Consider the following 334-nt stretch of genomic DNA (forward strand, 5'->3'; position numbering starts at 1 on the left):
CCCGCAGACCGCGGGCGAAGGGACGAACTCATGACACGCGAACGGGCCGTGCTGGTCCTCGAGGACGGCACCCGACACGACGGATGGGCGTACGGCGCCCGCGGACGCAGCCTCGGTGAGGTGGTCTTCGCGACCGGCATGACCGGCTACCAGGAGACGCTCACCGACCCCTCCTACGCCGGGCAGATCGTGGTGCAGACCGCGCCGCACATCGGCAACACCGGCGTCAACGACGAGGACCCCGAGTCCCGTCGCATCTGGGTCGCCGGCTACGTCGTCCGCGACCCCAGCCGCGTGGTGTCGAACCACCGCGCCACGGCGTCGCTCGACGACC

General features: G+C 71.6%; 1 protein-coding gene. It reads left to right on the top strand.

Going from position 1 to position 334, the window contains the following annotated elements:
- Positions 1 to 30 precede the first annotated feature (30 nt).
- On the top strand, positions 31 to 334 hold a 304-nt coding region (locus tag BIU99_RS19210; RefSeq protein WP_305790399.1), incomplete at its 3' end, for a carbamoyl-phosphate synthase domain-containing protein.

The sequence above is a fragment of the Plantibacter sp. MMLR14_011 genome, from assembly GCF_001865025.1.
Taxonomy (GTDB): domain Bacteria; phylum Actinomycetota; class Actinomycetes; order Actinomycetales; family Microbacteriaceae; genus Plantibacter; species Plantibacter flavus_A.